This window comes from Vannielia sp. (assembly GCF_029212645.1).
In the GTDB taxonomy this organism is placed as follows: Bacteria; Pseudomonadota; Alphaproteobacteria; order Rhodobacterales; family Rhodobacteraceae; genus Vannielia.
This window is the reverse complement of record NZ_JARGND010000011.1, coordinates 37,647-50,394: the sequence shown is the minus strand read 5'-3', so window position 1 is coordinate 50,394 and position 12,748 is coordinate 37,647. Positions and strand designations below refer to the sequence as shown.

Genomic DNA, 12,748 nt, shown 5'->3' with positions numbered 1-12,748 from the left:
ACGCGCAAAGCCGACCGGCCCTGCCAGCCTGAAAAATCGCATTAAGTGGAATGGCGGACCCAGTAGGATTCGAACCTACGGCCTTCGCCTTCGGAGGGCGACACTCTATCCAGCTGAGCTATGGGTCCGCTTGCGGCCCCATATAGCCGCCTCGCCTTGCTCCCGCAATGGGCAATGTCAGGCAAAAAGGTCGTGGCACAGCTCCAGAGCCGAGACCAGCGTATCGACCTCGCCCTCGGTGTTGTAGAGGCCAAAGGAGGCGCGGCAGGTTGCGGTCACGCCGAGATGCTCCATCAGCGGCTGGGCGCAGTGATGCCCGGCGCGCACTGCCACGCCGCGCTTGTCGAGCACGGTGGAAATGTCATGCGCGTGCCCTGCCCCATCAAGCGTGAACGAAAAGATCGCGCCCTTATCAGGCGCATCGCCCTGCACGGTGAGCCAGTTGAGACCGTGCAGCCTGCTGCGGGCATAGTCGCGCAAGCGGGCCTCATGGGCGGCGATATTCTCCATCCCAAGGTCCATCATGTAATCGAGCGCCGCGCCCATGCCGATGGTTGCCACAATACCCGGCGTTCCGGCCTCGAACTTCATCGGCGGGTCATTGTAGCTTACCGCGTCACGGCTCACCTCGCGGATCATGTCACCACCGCCCATGAAGGGGCGCATCTCGGCCATGCGCTCGTGGCGAATGTGGATCGCGCCAGAGCCGGAAGGGCCATAGAGCTTGTGGCCGGTGATCGCGTAGAAATCCGCGCCAATCGCGTCAACATTCACCGGCATGTGCACCGCCGCCTGAGAGCCATCCACCAGCGTGGCCACCCCCTGTGCGCGGCAGGCTTTTGCGATGGTCGCCACATCAACCACCGTGCCGAGAACATTCGACATATGGGTAATCGCAACCAGCTTGGTGCGCGGACCGACGGCCTCCAGCACCTTTTCGGCGGGCAGAGAGCCATCAGGTTCCGGCTCAACCCATTTCAGCACCACGCCCTGGCGCTCGCGCAGGAAGTGCCAGGGGATGATATTGGCGTGATGCTCCATCACCGACAGGACAATCTCATCGCCCGCCTGAAGGCGCGGCGCCGCCCAACCGTAGCTCACCAGGTTGATCCCCTCGGTGGTGCCGGAATTGAAGACGATCTCTTGCTCGTCCTTCACCCCAAGGAAGCGGGCCACCTTGCCGCGCACCGCCTCGTACTTGTCGGTCGCAAGGTTGGAAAGGTAATGCAAGCCACGGTGAACATTGGCATATTCACTCTCATAGCCGCGGGTGACAGCCTCAATCACCGCGCAAGGCTTTTGCGCACTTGCCCCATTGTCGAGGTAGGTCAGCGGCTTGCCGTTCACCTCGCGGGCGAGGATCGGGAAATCGGCGCGAATGGAATTGATATCATACATTGGCAGGAGCCCCCCCGGTGACCACCACGATCAGGATAGCCAGCATGATCGACAGCCCGATCATGCTGCCCACCATTGTCAGAACGATGCCGCCCAACACAAACAGCGGACGGTTGAAACCATGTAACTCGGTGACGAACATCGTCAGCAAGTAGAAGAAAATCACGAAGTGAAAGGGCACCACCCCAGCCGCCGCGATCGGCAACAGCGTGATGATGATAAACTCCACCACATTGAGCACGAGCATGGCAAAAATCAAAAGCGCGAGCGAGCCTATCGCATCCTCCAGCCGCCCGGTGCCGCCAAAGGCCCGGCCAACCCAGTGGATCGCAAAGGCCATCAGCACCATGATGCAGCCTTGAAGCACGCCCAGCAGAACCGGATTGCCGATCAGCGCCGGGGCCAGTGCCCCTTCAACCGGCTCGGGCGTTCCGGCGAGCATCGAAAGCCCGTGGATCATCAGCAGCGTCAGCACCAGAGCCAGCGCAAAGGCCTGCCACGCGACGGCGGGGCGAAGCTCCATCGCCTTGATCGCCACAATGGCGCGGCGCGGATCATTGGCCGTGAGCCGCAACAACTCGCCCAGAGAGGGCCGCGTGCCGGTCATGCCCCTGCTCCCGCGCCAAATTCCGCCTCACGCAGGCAAAGTGTCCAATGGGCAAAGAACCCCACCGCCACGATGGTTTGCACCAGTATCAGCGCCGGTCCGGGGCCAACCAGCCCCGCCGTCAGCCCTTGCAGCAGCATCAGCGGCGAGATCACGAGAACCGTCCAGAACAGCGCCAGCCGCGCGCCATACCAGCCGCCCCGCCCGCCAAACGCGCGCATCACCAGATGCGACAGCGCCGCGAGCCCGTAAAACACAACCGGCATGATGAACAGCCACGCAAAAAGCGCGCCGCCGATCAGCATTTGCAAAGGCTGGTCCGTTTCGGCCCCCGCAGCCGTGTTCAACTCCACATCGCGGGCCAGCCGGGGCCATTGCGCGATGAAAATCACGAAGCAGCCCGCAAGCAGCAGCATGATCGCGCGGTCCTCGCGCTGCCCCGCCGAAAGCAACCCGCGCATCACCTTGCGCGGGCGCGTCCAACTGCGCAGGATCTCGGTCGTGACGGCCATGGGCGGTCAGTCCTTGCTGTGCCGGGAGAGCCAGCCGCTCAACCGCTCGGTAATTTCCGAGGCAAGCTCATCGTCCTCGATCTCCTCAATGGCCTCGGCCAAAAAGGCGAGCACCAGCAGGTTACCGGCCTCCCCCTTGGAGATACCGCGCGACAGCAGGTAAAACAGCGCCTCCTCGTCAATCGCGCCGGTGGTGGAGCCGTGCGAACAGGCGACATCATCCGCGTAGATTTCAAGCTCTGGCTTGGCGTCAAACTCGGCGTCATCATCTAGCAGCAAGGCCTGACTCAACTGGTAGCCATCGGTCTTTTGGGCGCCGTCCTTCACCAGGATCTTGCCCTGAAACACACCACGCGCGCCTTTGCGAAGCACCTTCTTGAAGACCTGGCGGCTTTCGCAGTTCACCGCATCATGGGTGATGAAAACCGTGTCATCATGCAGGTAATCACCCTCGCCCAAAGCAGCGCCAGCGATATGGGCCACCGCATCGTCGCCGGTAAACTCGATCACCGCCTCGTTGCGGGTGAGCACCCCGTTGACGGTGAGGGTGAAGGATTTGAAAACGCTCTTCTCGCCAAGCCGCGCAAACATGTGGCACGCGGCGCGGCGCTCATGGTCACGGCCCTGCGCACGAATGTGGTGAAACGCCGCGCCATCGGCGACGTCGACCTCAAGGCAGGTGTTCAGCCGGGCGGCTGCGGGGCCGTTTTCGAGCAGGGTGATCTTTGCGCCCGGCTCAACCTTCACCACATGGTGTAGGATCACATCCGAGGCGGTATCACGGCGCAAATAGGTGATGTGCACAGGCCGCTCGACCTGCCCGGTGACGCGGATCAGCACACCGTCCTGCGCCAAGGCGCTGTTAAGAGCGGCCAAGGGCCGGTTCACCGGTTGCTGCCCACGGGCTTCCAGCGTGCCATAGAGATCCTGCGCCCAGTGGATATCGGCGGTTTCGGCCTCGGCAAGGCGGGCAATCTCGATCCCCTCGCCCTCCAGCGGATCGCTGGCCTCGGCGTCAAAAACCCCATCGGAAAACACCAGATGCAACCGCTCATGCTGGGCAAATATCAGGGTTTCCTGCGGGTCAAAGGTGGCCGCTTCAACCGGCTCAGGCTGGGCGAGGCTGGTTGGATCGGTATACTTCCAGTACTCGTCCCGCCGATGCGGCAAACCCATGTCCAACAGCCGGGCGCGCGCGGCATCCCGCGGCGCTTTTGACCAGCTCGAAACCGCAGGCACCGCCATCGCCGCGAGCCGCTCGGCGGCCTGCGCACGGCGTTGCTGGGCCATGGTTTCCTTGCGTGTCAGCGCTGCCATTACACCGCCTCCGCCAGAATATCGGCATAGCCGTTCTCTTCCACCTCAAGGGCCAGTTCCGGGCCACCGGTTTTGACGATGCGACCATCGGCCATGATATGCACCACATCCGGTTTGATGTGGTTCAAGAGCCGCTGGTAGTGGGTGATCACAAGGAATGAGCGCCCCTCGTTGCGCAGCGCGTTCACCCCTTCGGCGACCAGTTTCATCGCGTCCACATCAAGGCCCGAGTCGGTTTCGTCGAGGATGCACATCTTCGGCTCAAGCATCGCCATTTGCAGGATCTCGTTGCGCTTTTTCTCACCGCCCGAAAAGCCCATGTTGACGGGGCGTTTCAACATATCCGCATCAATCTTGAGGCTCTTGGCGCGCTCGCGCACCAGCTTCAGGAAATCGCCCGCGCTCATCTCCTCCTCGCCACGCGCCTTGCGCTGCGAGTTCACGGCGGTGCGCAGGAAGGTCATGTTGGACACGCCCGGAATTTCAACCGGGTATTGGAACGCCAGAAACAGCCCCTCGGAGGCGCGCTCTTCGGTCTCCATTTCCAGCAGATCCTTGCCTTCAAGCTCGGCGCTGCCCTCGGTGACAACATAGCCATCACGCCCCGAAAGCACATAGGACAGCGTTGATTTGCCCGAGCCGTTCGGCCCCATGATCGCATGCACCTTGCCGGTCTCTACCGTGAGATCAACGCCTTTGAGGATCTGCTTGTCTTCTTCTTCAAGTTTTACGTGCAGGTTTTTGATTTCGAGCATTTTTTTACCTTTGCATAGCAAGCCGCCCGGGGGCCTTTTGGCCGCCCGGGAGCAATGGTTCAAGTGTTGGGGAAACGCGGCCTGCAGGCCGCTGAAGCTTCAGAACGGAAGGTCCGGGAAGCTGAGAAACAGGATGCCGTTGCGGTCGGTGCTGGTGATGATCTGGTTCACCCACTCCGGCGAGAACAGCTCGGTGAAGAGGTCGGGCGCGCGATGCACGAGCAGATGCATCCCCACAACGCAGGCCGTCACGCCAAAACCCTTGGCCAACATTTGGCTGGCCGATTTCAGCGCCGTCATCTGGCCGATGACGAAGCCAAGCGCCATCGCCAATACGCCGTCGATCAGCATGGTTTCTATCGCCACATCCGCGCCGGGGCTTTGCAACCCGTAGATCGCAAAGCGCGCCCAGCGGGCGATGATCACCGAGACGACCCCGATGCCAAAAGCCATTGGCAGGGAAATCGTGCGAAACAGCCGGGCAAAGACCCCGTTGCGCCCTTGGCGTTGATGAGCCGTTTGATGAACAACGCCCTCGGGCACCCATTGCTTGCCGCTGTTGATCCGCGACAAGCGGTCGTTGAAACTGTTGATGTCTGTTACTGCCACGATGCCACCCACGTCCTTCTACCTGTGAGCAGCTTTTCGCAAACTCACGGCAAGAGTATGACGACACAGCGAAAACCCCGAGGCAATTGGGGTGGAGAAGCCGCTGTGACGGCAAGGATATGGCTGCGTGGAGAGGCATGGCTCAGGCGTTAACCTTATCGTCTTCGGGGGCCAGAACCTCAGCAGGGAGGCGGTTGACATAGGCCGCGATCACCTTTGGCTCCAGCACCTCGCGCTGCACCAGTTGCTCAAGGCAAAAGGCGCAAAGATCATAGCTTTGGCACAGCGCATCGGCGGCCAGCGCCAGCGCCTTCAGCTGATGCGTGCTCACCTTTTCAGGCGCTTCGAGATTGCGGATATAAACCGCATCCCCATCCAGAAGCTGGCTGCCCGCCCCCTTGGCAAACTTCTTCCAGCGACGCGACCGCAGGGTCACGGTTTTTTGGTGCAGGAACTTGTGCAAAACAAAGCCCTGCTTGCGCATTTCGCCATCAAGATCGGCCCACATCGGCTCATCCTGATACATCCGGTAAAACCGAACCTCGGGGATCACCATCACCGTTTCGGCCAGCGTTTTCATGCCGCCTTGCATGATATCAAGCTCCGCGCCCTGCACATCCATCTTGAGGATATCGAGCTTGGGAAAGCCCTCCACCTCATCAAGCGCTACCAGCTCCACCTCCATCTCGGTGATCGGGCGCTTCACCCAAAACCCCTTGTTGAGATACTCCGCACAGGCCGGGGCAAACTTGAAGATCGACGACAGCGAACCAATGTGATGGGCAAAGAATGTGGCCTTGCCGGGCTTGCCCACCGCTACGTTGTAAAGCGTTGCATAGTCCGGCTTGCTCTCCTCCAGTTCCTTGAAGGCTTTCGGCTCCGGCTCGAACGCGTGCAGCTTGCCCGCCTCAAGCTGGAGAATGCGGCGATACACCGGCTTCTCGTTTGAAATGCGCGCGCCGATATCGGCAATCTGGAGCGGTGCCTCCAGCTCCAACTGCTTGATGAGCCACTTGGCTCGCTGCTGTGGGCCGATTGCCATAACTGTTCCCTACCCCAATTTAACCGCAGTGCCACAGGCCGAGACCATCAGCTTGCTATTGATCACTTCAAAACCCAGATCGACGTAAAGCCTTGCATCAGCCGCAGAGGCCGGCTGATACGCCGCCCCCTGAAACGCGTGGCCCCGCGTGACCAACCCCACAAGCATCAGCCCACGGAGCCTTCGAGCGAGATCGCCACAAGCTGCTGTGCTTCCATGGCAAATTCCATCGGCAGAGCTTGCAGCACCTCCTTGCAGAACCCGTTGACCACAAGCGCCACGGCCTCTTCTTCGTCCATGCCACGCTGGCGGCAATAAAAGAGCTGGTCGTCATCTACCTTCGATGTCGTCGCCTCATGCTCTACCCGCGAGGAGCTGTTCTTCACCTCAATATAGGGCACCGTATGCGCGCCGCAGTCAGAGCCGATGAGCAGGCTGTCACATTGGGTATAATTACGGCTGTCCTTCGCCCTGGGGTGCATCGAAACGAGGCCGCGATAGGTGTTTTGCGCCCGCCCGGCGCTGATCCCTTTCGAGACGATCCGGCTCTTGGTGTTTTTCCCGAGGTGGATCATCTTGGTGCCGGTATCGGCCTGCTGCATGTTGTTGGCGATGGCGATCGAGTAGAACTCGCCCTGGCTCTCATTGCCCCGCAGGATGCAGCTTGGATACTTCCAGGTCACGGCAGAGCCGGTTTCAACCTGTGTCCACATCACCTTGGCCCGATCGCCCCGGCAATCGGCCCGCTTGGTGACGAAATTGTAAATGCCGCCCTTGCCGTTTTCATCGCCGGGATACCAGTTTTGCACGGTGGAATATTTCACCTCTGCATCGTCCATCACCACGATTTCCACCACGGCGGCATGCAGTTGTGAGATATCGCGCTGCGGCGCGGTGCAGCCCTCAAGGTAGCTCACATAGGCTTCCTTGTCGCAAATGATCAGCGTGCGTTCGAACTGGCCGGTATTTTCGGCGTTGATGCGGAAATAGGTGGAAAGCTCCATCGGGCAGCGCACACCGGGCGGCACATACACGAAGGACCCATCTGAAAAGACAGCCGAATTCAGGCAGGCGTAAAAGTTATCCGCCTGTGGCACCACGCTGCCAAGGTACTTTTTCACCAGTTCGGGGTGGTCCTTGATCGCCTCGGAAATCGAGCAAAAGATCACGCCCGCCTTGGCCAGCTCTGCCTTGAAGGTCGTGCCAACCGAGACACTGTCAAACACCGCGTCAACGGCCACCTTGCGGCCCTCGGCGGGGGCGTCCTCTGCCCCCTCAACCCCGGCCAGGATCATCTGCTCCTTCAGCGGGATACCCAGCTTTGCGTAGGTCGCCAGCAGGGCCGGATCAACCTCATCCAGGCTCTTGGGCTTTTCCTTCATCGAGGCGGGCTTGGCGTAGTAATACTGGTTCTGAAAGTCGATTTCAGGGTAATCGACCATCGCCCAATCCGGCTCTTCCATGGTCAACCAGCGGCGGTAGGCCTCGAGCCGCCATTCGGTCATCCACTCCGGTTCTTCGTTGTTGGCCGAGATCAGCCGCACGATTTCCTCGTTGAGGCCCATCGGGGCGAAGTCCATCTCGATGTCGGTTTCCCAGCCGTATTTGTAGGCCCCCATGGCACGCACGGCTTCCACGGTTTCAGCATCGACGCCTTCTTTCACATCAAGATCGTTCATTTCGTTTCCTTTCGGTAGCTTATGCGGCGTTCTTCACGCAACGCGAGCCATGTGTCTTTCCCATTGCGCGCCCCAGCAATCTGCAAAGCGCGCGATTTCTTCATCCGTTGTGTCCGGCCCCAGCGACACCCGTATCGCCGAGCGGGCAATGTCTTCGCCGTAGCCCATGTTTCGCAGCACCCGGCTTTCGCGTACCTTGCCCGAGGAGCAGGCCGATCCGGCGCTGATGGCAAAGCCTGCAAGGTCCATCGCCATCACCTGGGTTTCCCCCTTCCACCCCGGTGCCGCAAAGCAGGAGGTGTTTGGCAGGCGGGGCACGTCTTGCCCTATGAATATGGCGTCCGGCGCGGCTTCTGCCACCCGCGCCTCCAAAGTATCGCGCCTTGCGGCAATGGCCTCCCAGTCACCGCGCTCAAGCCGCGCCTGAGCCGCTTCAACTGCGGCACCGAAACCACTGATCCCAATCACATTTTCCGTGCCAGAGCGGCGGCCCATTTCCTGCCCGCCGCCCAGTGAAACCGGATCAATGTCGAGCCCCTCGCGCAGGATCAACGCGCCTACGCCCTTTGGCCCACCCAGTTTATGCGCCGAGATGATTGCCATATCGGCCCCCGACCAGCCAAAGGCAAAGGGCATCCGCCCCACCGCCTGCGTGGCATCCACCAGCAGCCAGCGGCAGTGCGTGCCGTCCACCTCAAAGCCGCCTTGCGCGTCACGTTTTGGCAAGGTGCTGATCACCCCAGTTTCGCTATTCGCCAACCCCATCGCATAGGTCACGGCAGCCTCGCCCGGAGCCTCAGGAGACCGATGCGCCCAAAGCGCGTCATGCGCCGTTGGCTGCACCAGAACCGCGCCGCCATGGGCCTTCGCATTGGCCAAAACCCGCACAGCCTCGGTTGCGCCCGAGGTGAAAACCACCTCCTGCGGCTTGCAGCCCACCCCGGCCGCCACCTGCGCGCGCGCCCGCTCAACAGCCGCCTTGGCCGCACGCCCCTCGGCATGGACTGACGAAGGGTTGCCCGCGAGGCCCATCGCGGCAAGCATCGCGGCGCGGGCCTCAGGCACCAAAGGCGCGGTGGCGTTATGATCTAGGTAGCAGCGTTTCACAGGACCACTCCACGCGCCGTCATCCCGCTAGGAAACCGCGCCCTCATGTGCGCGCCTCATCGGTCTCGGCACCATCCACGCATTCATCAACCACTTCAAACAGGGTCGGCACGGCGGGGCACGGCATCATCGCGTTGGAAACCACGTCCGAAAGCCGCGCCTGATGCAGAAACACATAAACCTGCGCCGAAAGCCCCTCCCAGAGCCGGTTGACCATGCTCTGCGCCCGGCTCCCCGAGACAGCGCCCTTGGCCCCCGCCCCGGTATGCATTGCGCTCACAGTCTCATCAACCGCCTCAAGCACCTCAACCACGCGAATTTCCGAAGGGCTGCGCGCCAGCTTGTAGCCACCGCCCGGCCCGCGCACACTTTCAACCAGCCCGGCGCGGCGCAGCTTCACGAACAGCTGCTCCAGATAAGACAAGGACACCTTCTGCCGCTCGGAAATTGCCGCCAGCGACACAAGCCCATCGCCCTGGCTCAAAGCCAGGTCAGCCAAAGCCACCATCGCATAGCGCCCCTTGGTCGAAAGTTTCACGAGCAGGTCCTCATCTCGGCTGCATATGCAGCGATTTACCAATATCCATTGACGGCGAGGGCTTGGGCCATTACCTCCCATGCGACCCGTCCGGGTATGTTCGCATCAATTTAGAATGTTTCTAGGTTTGGCGCGGCACGGCGTCAACCGTTCCCGGCAAAAAGAGGACAAAAAAGGTCAGGTATGCCTGAAGTGATTTTCCCCGGCCCTGAAGGCCGGCTAGAAGGCCGTTATCACCCGCAGAAAAACGTGAAGGATGCGCCGATCGCGATCATCCTGCACCCCCACCCGCAATTCGGGGGCACGATGAATAACCGCTTGGTGTATAATCTGCATTATACGTTCCACAACATGGGGTTCACCGTGCTGCGGTTCAATTTCCGTGGCGTGGGCCGCTCGCAGGGCGAGTATGATCAGGGCATTGGCGAGCTGTCAGACGCCGCCTCGGCGCTTGATTATCTCCAGTCGATGAACACCAACGCCAAGCATTGCTGGGTCGCGGGCTTCTCGTTTGGCGCGTGGATCGGGATGCAGCTTTTGATGCGCCGCCCCGAGATCACCGGGTTTGTGTCGGTGTCTCCACCGGCCAACATGTATGATTTCTCCTTCCTCGCCCCCTGCCCCTCGTCCGGCCTTATCATCAACGGCACCGCCGACCGTGTGGCCCCGCCGAAAGACACCCACCTGCTGGTCGACAAGCTGCACGAGCAAAAGGGCATCACCATCACCCACACCGAGATAGAGGGTGCCGGCCACTTCTTTGAAGAGCCGCACATGGATACGATGCTCGGCGAGGTGGACACCTACGTGCGCCGCCGGCTGACAGAAACCAGCCGCTAGGAGGCCAGAATGGGTGTTCTCGAAGACCTCGCTGACAAACTGGCCGCCGATACCCTGGCCAGCGCCGCCAAGCTGGGCGACGAGGATGATGTGGTGCGCGCCGTTGCAAAGCAGCTTGGCGCAACCTCGACCACCATGGAAGAAACCTTTCTCACCTCGATCCGCGTGCGCACGGCAGAGCGGCGCGCCCGCCAGTTCCTCGAAAAGCAGGTCGAACAGGGCTTCCTCACCAAGGATACCGGGCCGCAGATGATGGACGATGGGCACTAACATGTCTGCCCTCGACGCGCAGATCGCCTTTCTCACCGAGGCCTGCAAGCTGCGCGGGATCGAACGTGCCTCACGCCTTGCCGATAACTCCCGGCAGGAAAACTCCGCCGAACATAGCTGGCACCTCGCTCTTTTTGCGCTGGTGCTGGAGGGTGAAGCCCCGGCGGGCGTCAACATCAACCGCGTGATCCGCATGGCGCTGATCCATGATCTTGTTGAAATCGACGCAGGCGATGCGCCGATTTTCGAGGCGGGTCTCGACCAGGCCGCCATCGAAGCTGCCGAATCCGCCGCCGCTGATCGTATTTTCGGCCTGCTGCCCGAAGCCCAGGCCCAAGAGCTTCGTGCCCTTTGGGATGAGTTCGAGGCCGCCGAAACCGCCGATGCCCGCTTTGCGAAGGCCCTCGACCGCTTTCAACCGCCGGTGCTCAACCTCGCCAACGGCGGCGCGAGCTGGACCCCTTACAACGTTGATTATGCCACGGTCGAAAGCCGCCTACGCCCGCCGATGGAGTGCGGCGCCCCCGGTCTCTGGGCATGGGTCGGCCCCAAAGTACGCGCCTTCTTCGGGGCTTGATGCTCGCAAAATTGACCACGGTCATTTTGCATTTTCTTGCCAGAAATATCCCCGCCGGAGGCTCAATATCTCTTCTGGCAGCGCCGCCCGTCAGCTCACCGGCGGCTCCGCCTCATGCTGCACAAACTCCGGCCCCAAAGGCTCTAACGCGGGCGGGCGGTAGCCGCTGTCCTCCAGCCAGCGGCGGCGCGCCGGCTGCGAAATGTCCCACACGTAATCCGGCCCGATCGGCACCTCTCTGGCCTCGCCCGTTGCGGGATCAGGCACCGTGAGCCTGCCCACCCGGTCCAGCACCTTGCGGCGCATCAGCTTTGTAAAAAAGCTCGGCGGTGCCGTGGTGTTAAACAGCGCCGCGTGATGGTCTTCATCGGCGGCAAGCACGGCCAATCGGGTCGCGCGCATCTCAAGCCCCTGCTCCACAGCACCTTTGGCCACCCAGCGCAGCGCGATGTTTGACAGCCCCACAATATCCCCGCCGCCGCCAACCGAGCCGTGATCCCCGGCAAACCATAGCTGCTGGTAGCTGCGGCGGCGCTCCGGCGTTTCACGGTTCAGTTCGCCCAGGTTCCCCCACAGTGTCGGCGGAAAGCTCTTGCGGCGCTCATCAATCGAAACCGCGTGGCGCGCCGCCATCACCATTGAAGAGAGCTGCGCATCATGGAACCCCTGGCTTTTGTTGAACAGCCCCGCCAGCAGCTTGTAATGCCCCGGAATGCCAAGCGCCCCCACCGTATCCCACACCCCAAGGTAGGTGATCGTCAGCAGCGGTGGCTCCGGGTGGCCTCGCGTCACGCGCCAATCCACCTCCTTTTGGCTGGTGGCAATATCGGGCGAATATCCCAGCCGAAACTCATGGCTTTCGTCGCTAGAGGGCCGCGTGGCAGGGGCACCGCTGCGATAGCGCCGCAGCGCCTCGCCCACCCGATGCGCCTCACCATGGCGCGGCAGGCCAGAGGCGCGGATCAACCCGGCCAGCGAACGCGCCGTGAAGGCCCCGCGCGAAAAGCCGAAAATGTAAATCTGATCGCCCGGCTCATAATGCTCGGCCAGAAAGGTATAGCCAGCAAGGATCTTGCCCGTCACCCCCACGCCAAACGCCCCGCCCGCCACGCGATCCCACGTTTTAGCCAGCCCCTCCTTGCCAAAACCGGTGCCAACGCCGGGGATATATTTGAGCAACTGAGTCGTGCCGTCTTTGCCGGTTTGCCGGGTGATCCCGTGCAGATGATACACATTCGTCGGATCGGGGGCGTCGGGGCGGTTCCACGTTCCATCACAAAATATCGCAATGCGTTTCATTTTGAATATGCCTCACACCAAAAGGGCGAGTATAGCGGGGTTTCTCTCGCCTGTCGCCTGCGCCGCCTGCGACGGTATACCAAAGCATACCGGCTTCCCCCGGCTCCGTTTTTCCGATACAGACAGCACAACAGTCGAATCCCGCCGCCGCCCGCACCGGGCTTGGCGACGCTCATATCCCAAGCGCAGAAAGAGGGC

General features: G+C 61.5%; 14 protein-coding genes and 1 tRNA gene. 3 read left to right on the top strand and 12 right to left on the bottom strand.

Annotated features, from left to right (window positions below; all coding sequences use genetic code 11):
• Positions 1–51 precede the first annotated feature (51 nt).
• The 11 genes from P1U55_RS05535 to P1U55_RS05485 form a co-directional block, all read right to left on the bottom strand.
• Positions 52–128, bottom strand: a tRNA-Arg gene (locus tag P1U55_RS05535).
• A gap of 49 nt (positions 129–177) precedes the next feature.
• The gene (locus tag P1U55_RS05530) at positions 178–1,398 is read right to left on the bottom strand and encodes a cysteine desulfurase (protein WP_301046528.1); all 1,221 of its coding nucleotides are present in this window, start codon (positions 1,396–1,398) and stop codon (positions 178–180) included.
• Entirely contained in the window at positions 1,391–2,005 is a 615-nt protein-coding gene (locus P1U55_RS05525) for a YIP1 family protein (protein ID WP_301046527.1), read from the bottom strand. The genes P1U55_RS05530 and P1U55_RS05525 overlap by 8 nt, the downstream gene beginning before the upstream one ends.
• The gene (locus P1U55_RS05520; protein ID WP_301046526.1) at positions 2,002–2,517 is read right to left on the bottom strand and encodes a hypothetical protein; all 516 of its coding nucleotides are present in this window, start codon (positions 2,515–2,517) and stop codon (positions 2,002–2,004) included. Before P1U55_RS05520 ends, P1U55_RS05525 begins: the two co-directional genes overlap by 4 nt.
• 6 nt (positions 2,518–2,523) lie before the next feature.
• A complete protein-coding gene (gene sufD / locus P1U55_RS05515) occupies positions 2,524–3,834 on the bottom strand; it encodes a Fe-S cluster assembly protein SufD (RefSeq protein ID WP_301046525.1) in 1,311 nt (436 codons plus the stop codon).
• On the bottom strand, positions 3,834–4,589 hold the full coding sequence (gene sufC / locus P1U55_RS05510; protein WP_301046524.1) for a Fe-S cluster assembly ATPase SufC: 756 nt from the start codon (positions 4,587–4,589) through the stop codon (positions 3,834–3,836). Before sufC ends, sufD begins: the two co-directional genes overlap by 1 nt.
• 99 nt (positions 4,590–4,688) lie before the next feature.
• Positions 4,689–5,198 carry a hypothetical protein gene (locus P1U55_RS05505; RefSeq protein ID WP_301046523.1) on the bottom strand — a complete coding sequence of 170 codons (510 nt, stop codon included), beginning with the start codon at positions 5,196–5,198 and terminating at the stop codon, positions 4,689–4,691.
• A gap of 142 nt (positions 5,199–5,340) precedes the next feature.
• Positions 5,341–6,240 carry an FkbM family methyltransferase gene (locus tag P1U55_RS05500; protein WP_301046522.1) on the bottom strand — a complete coding sequence of 300 codons (900 nt, stop codon included), beginning with the start codon at positions 6,238–6,240 and terminating at the stop codon, positions 5,341–5,343.
• Between the two features lie 167 nt (positions 6,241–6,407).
• Entirely contained in the window at positions 6,408–7,919 is a 1,512-nt protein-coding gene (gene sufB, locus P1U55_RS05495; protein ID WP_301046521.1) for a Fe-S cluster assembly protein SufB, read from the bottom strand.
• Positions 7,920–7,952: 33 nt separating this feature from the next.
• Positions 7,953–9,026 (bottom strand): cysteine desulfurase family protein, encoded by a 1,074-nt coding sequence (locus P1U55_RS05490; protein WP_301046520.1) that lies wholly within the window; start codon positions 9,024–9,026, stop codon positions 7,953–7,955.
• A 43-nt stretch (positions 9,027–9,069) separates the two neighbouring features.
• Positions 9,070–9,564 (bottom strand): Rrf2 family transcriptional regulator, encoded by a 495-nt coding sequence (locus P1U55_RS05485; RefSeq protein ID WP_301046519.1) that lies wholly within the window; start codon positions 9,562–9,564, stop codon positions 9,070–9,072.
• A gap of 183 nt (positions 9,565–9,747) precedes the next feature.
• On the opposite strand from P1U55_RS05485, the gene P1U55_RS05480 reads away from it, so the two are divergent.
• From P1U55_RS05480 to P1U55_RS05470, 3 genes are read left to right on the top strand one after another with little or no spacing between them, the layout of a single operon-like run.
• Positions 9,748–10,404 (top strand): alpha/beta hydrolase, encoded by a 657-nt coding sequence (locus tag P1U55_RS05480; RefSeq protein ID WP_301046518.1) that lies wholly within the window; start codon positions 9,748–9,750, stop codon positions 10,402–10,404.
• 9 nt (positions 10,405–10,413) lie between these two features.
• Entirely contained in the window at positions 10,414–10,674 is a 261-nt protein-coding gene (locus P1U55_RS05475; RefSeq protein WP_301046517.1) for a hypothetical protein, read from the top strand.
• Position 10,675: 1 nt separating this feature from the next.
• Positions 10,676–11,251 (top strand): HD domain-containing protein, encoded by a 576-nt coding sequence (locus P1U55_RS05470; RefSeq protein ID WP_301046516.1) that lies wholly within the window; start codon positions 10,676–10,678, stop codon positions 11,249–11,251.
• Positions 11,252–11,341: 90 nt separating this feature from the next.
• On the opposite strand, the gene P1U55_RS05465 is transcribed toward P1U55_RS05470, so the two are convergent.
• A complete protein-coding gene (locus P1U55_RS05465) occupies positions 11,342–12,550 on the bottom strand; it encodes a DUF2235 domain-containing protein (protein WP_301046515.1) in 1,209 nt (402 codons plus the stop codon).
• Between the last annotated feature and the right edge of the window lie 198 nt (positions 12,551–12,748).

Excerpts from the sequence above, each read along its gene's own strand:
- P1U55_RS05530 (WP_301046528.1), bottom strand. The coding sequence starts at position 1,398 with ATGTATGATATCAATTCCATTCGCGCCGATTTCCCGATCCTCGCCCGC.
- P1U55_RS05525 (WP_301046527.1), bottom strand. The coding sequence starts at position 2,005 with ATGACCGGCACGCGGCCCTCTCTGGGCGAGTTGTTGCGGCTCACGGCC.
- P1U55_RS05520 (WP_301046526.1), bottom strand. The coding sequence starts at position 2,517 with ATGGCCGTCACGACCGAGATCCTGCGCAGTTGGACGCGCCCGCGCAAG.
- sufD (WP_301046525.1), bottom strand. The coding sequence starts at position 3,834 with ATGGCAGCGCTGACACGCAAGGAAACCATGGCCCAGCAACGCCGTGCG.
- sufC (WP_301046524.1), bottom strand. The coding sequence starts at position 4,589 with ATGCTCGAAATCAAAAACCTGCACGTAAAACTTGAAGAAGAAGACAAG.
- P1U55_RS05500 (WP_301046522.1), bottom strand. The coding sequence starts at position 6,240 with ATGGCAATCGGCCCACAGCAGCGAGCCAAGTGGCTCATCAAGCAGTTG.
- sufB (WP_301046521.1), bottom strand. The coding sequence starts at position 7,919 with ATGAACGATCTTGATGTGAAAGAAGGCGTCGATGCTGAAACCGTGGAA.
- P1U55_RS05480 (WP_301046518.1), top strand. The coding sequence starts at position 9,748 with ATGCCTGAAGTGATTTTCCCCGGCCCTGAAGGCCGGCTAGAAGGCCGT.
- P1U55_RS05475 (WP_301046517.1), top strand. The coding sequence starts at position 10,414 with ATGGGTGTTCTCGAAGACCTCGCTGACAAACTGGCCGCCGATACCCTG.
- P1U55_RS05470 (WP_301046516.1), top strand. The coding sequence starts at position 10,676 with ATGTCTGCCCTCGACGCGCAGATCGCCTTTCTCACCGAGGCCTGCAAG.
- P1U55_RS05465 (WP_301046515.1), bottom strand. The coding sequence starts at position 12,550 with ATGAAACGCATTGCGATATTTTGTGATGGAACGTGGAACCGCCCCGAC.